Source organism: Streptomyces phytophilus (genome assembly GCF_013870535.1).
Taxonomy (GTDB): Bacteria; Actinomycetota; Actinomycetes; order Streptomycetales; family Streptomycetaceae; genus Streptomyces; species Streptomyces phytophilus.
Map to the genome: position 1 here is coordinate 1 of NZ_JACBXC010000880.1, position 2,602 is coordinate 2,602.

Sequence of the window (2,602 nt, forward strand, 5' to 3'; positions counted from 1 at the left end):
GCAACACCGCGGAGACCGCCTATCTGACGCGCCGCCGCGACGCGTCGGGGTAGAACCGGGCGCGTGCGGCAGCCGTCCTAGCCCTCATGAGATCCGCCATGACGATCATGGGGCAGCTGTGGCACTTCGGCGGCATCCAGTTGCGGTGCTGCGCCTTCGCCGCCGCCGTGCTGGCCGGCGTCGCGCTCTCCGGGGCGATACCCCGGCTGCCGGTGGCGCGCTACGACCTGCTGCTGCTCTACGGGCTGGCGCTCACGGTCCTGTTCCGGGTCCGTGGCTGGGACACGGGACGGGAGGTGGCCGTCATCGCCGTGTGCCACGCCATCGGCCTGGCCTTCGAGCTGCTGAAGGTGTCGCTCGGCTCGTGGAGCTATCCGGAGCCCGCCGTGCTGAAGCTCGCCGGCGTGCCGCTGTACGGCGGCTTCCTGTACGCCGCCGTGGGCAGCTACGTGTGCCGGGCCTGGCGGCTGTTCGACCTCGGCCTGGTCCGGTACCGGGCGCGGCTCACCGAGCTTGTGGCAGCGGCGATCTACGTCAACTTCTTCTCCCACCACTGGCTGCCCGACGCGCGCTGGCCGCTGGCGGCGGCGCTCCTCGCGGTGACCTGGGGGACGTGGGTGACGTACAGCGTGCACGGCAGGCGCCACCGGATGCCGCTCGCCCTGTCGTTCGTCCTGATCGGCTTCTTCCTGTGGCTGGCGGAGAACATCGCCACGTGGCTCGGGGCGTGGCGCTACCCGAACCAGACGGCCGGCTGGCAGCCGGTGGGTATCGACAAGTTCGCCGCCTGGTCGCTGCTGATCACGGTCACCTTCGTCCTGGTCGCCCGGGCCAGGCAGGGGTGGCGGCAGCCGCCTGCGTCGCCGGACGGGCCGGTGCCGGGGCGGGTGCGGGGGCCGGTCAGCGGCCGTCCGCGGCGGCGAAGGTGTCGCTGACCATGCGGGTGGCGAAGTCGGGGTCGTCGGTGAGGCGGTTGATGTACTCGGCGAGCAGCAGGGCGGTCGCCTCCAGGGGGTTCATCTCGTCCCGGGACCAGTCACCGAACTGCCGCCGCCACAGGCTGGGGCTGAGCCCGGTGCCCGCGGCGACGAGCAGCGCGGCCATGGTCGGGATCGTCTCGGCGCGGACGCTCGCGGGCATCATCCGCAGCGACGCCACGAGGTTGGGCACCACGTACTCCACGACGTCCTTCTGCTGTGCCTCGTGCGCCCTGCGCAGCCACTTCATGAACATGAAGATGAGCGTGCACGTGCCGTCCAGCACGTCGTCCACGCCCTTCGGCCCCATGGCGCCGGTGAGTTGGCCGACGAGCGCCCGCTGCTCCGGGTCCGCCCCGGTCCTGCCGTCGCGGATGCCCTTGAGCTGGGAGTCGATCAGCATGAGGGCGGCGCCCACGTCGCCGGCGGGCGCGTACCTCGGGTCGCAGGGCGATGTCATGGAACTCCTCACCGGATGATTACCATATGTAGCTCTACGTAGTTCTATCGCAGACGCTCCGTGAGCGGGGGAGTTCGGGGTTCACCCGATGGGGTGGCGCGCCGGCGCCGGGGCGCCGACCTGCCCTACCGGGCGATCCTGCCGTCCTCGATGCGCGTCTCGCCGAGCGGCGTCGCGTCGCGGAACTCCGGCAGCGCCATCGGCTTGTCGTAGAGGAAGAAGCTCTGGTTGCTGCCGATGGTGAACTCCAGGTACGCGCCGGTGGTGGCGTCGAAGCCGTAGTACGCGCTGCACTGGCCGCCGGAGTAGTAGACGCCGTCCATGCCCGGCGCGGTCTTCGTCACCATGCCGGTGTTGGAGGTGTCGACGTCCTCCGGCGGGGTGAGCATGGCGCAGTACGAGACCGGCAGCCCCTCCAGTACGAAGTAGCCGTACTCCCCGTTGGCGTTCTGCAGGTAGACGTACGACAACTTCCCGGGCTTCTCCCAGTTGTCGACCCACTTGTTGATGGTCTCCCGCGTCGGGGAGTACGTCATCGCGTTCGCCGGCTGGCGCTTGACCATCCTGTCGTAGCCGGACTGCTTGGTCCGCGACTCCTGCGCCTGGGAGGAGTCGTCTGTACAGGCCGCGGCGGTGAAGGCGAGGGCGGCGGTCGCGGCAAGGGCGGTGAGGGCACGGGTCAGGCGGCGCACGAGGTCTCCTTGGCGTCGGTGCTCAGCTCGGCGGGCAGCCCGGCGTCCTTGAACGCCTTGCGGTGCTCCTGCCGGGACTTGGCGTTGTAGTCGTTGACCAGCTCCGCCCGGGTGGCGCGCAGGGCGGTGAGGGAGGTGTTGATCTGCTCGCTGCGGTACGCGGACGGCTTGGTGTCCAACTCGTCCTTCAGCGCGCCGATCTCGTCCTCCTTCGTCTCGACCGCCGCGCACAGGTCGAAGAACTCCTCGTACGTGGAGACGCGGAACTCGCCCGAGCCCACGGTGCGCTCGCGCGCGTCGGCCGCGCCGCGGAACGGCGCGGTGGACCAGGACGCGCCGCCCCAGGCCAGGACGCCGGTGACGTAGACGAGGGCGAGCGCGACGATCCCGGCGAGGGTGTAGCGCAGGGCGCGGCTGCCTTCTGCGAACACGCGTGAGTCGGTGGGCACGGGGTCCTCCTCGCGGTCGGGGCC

The 2,602-nt window shown here is 70.7% G+C and carries 4 protein-coding genes; 1 reads left to right on the forward strand and 3 read right to left on the reverse strand.

The features are described 5' to 3' along the window. Positions 1–107: 107 nt before the first annotated feature. Positions 108–935 carry a DUF817 domain-containing protein gene (locus tag H5J30_RS26615; protein WP_258563550.1) on the forward strand — a complete coding sequence of 276 codons (828 nt, stop codon included), beginning with the start codon at positions 108–110 and terminating at the stop codon, positions 933–935. On the opposite strand, the gene H5J30_RS26620 is transcribed toward H5J30_RS26615, so the two are convergent. The 3 genes from H5J30_RS26620 to H5J30_RS26630 form a co-directional block, all read right to left on the reverse strand. Then, positions 901–1,437 carry a hypothetical protein gene (locus H5J30_RS26620; RefSeq protein WP_181789874.1) on the reverse strand — a complete coding sequence of 179 codons (537 nt, stop codon included), beginning with the start codon at positions 1,435–1,437 and terminating at the stop codon, positions 901–903. The two genes, H5J30_RS26615 and H5J30_RS26620, sit on opposite strands and share 35 nt — an antisense overlap. A gap of 125 nt (positions 1,438–1,562) precedes the next feature. After that, positions 1,563–2,129 carry a hypothetical protein gene (locus tag H5J30_RS26625; RefSeq protein ID WP_181789875.1) on the reverse strand — a complete coding sequence of 189 codons (567 nt, stop codon included), beginning with the start codon at positions 2,127–2,129 and terminating at the stop codon, positions 1,563–1,565. After that, positions 2,117–2,602: hypothetical protein (locus tag H5J30_RS26630; protein ID WP_309505640.1), on the reverse strand; the 486-nt coding region annotated here is incomplete at its 5' end. The genes H5J30_RS26625 and H5J30_RS26630, both read right to left, overlap by 13 nt.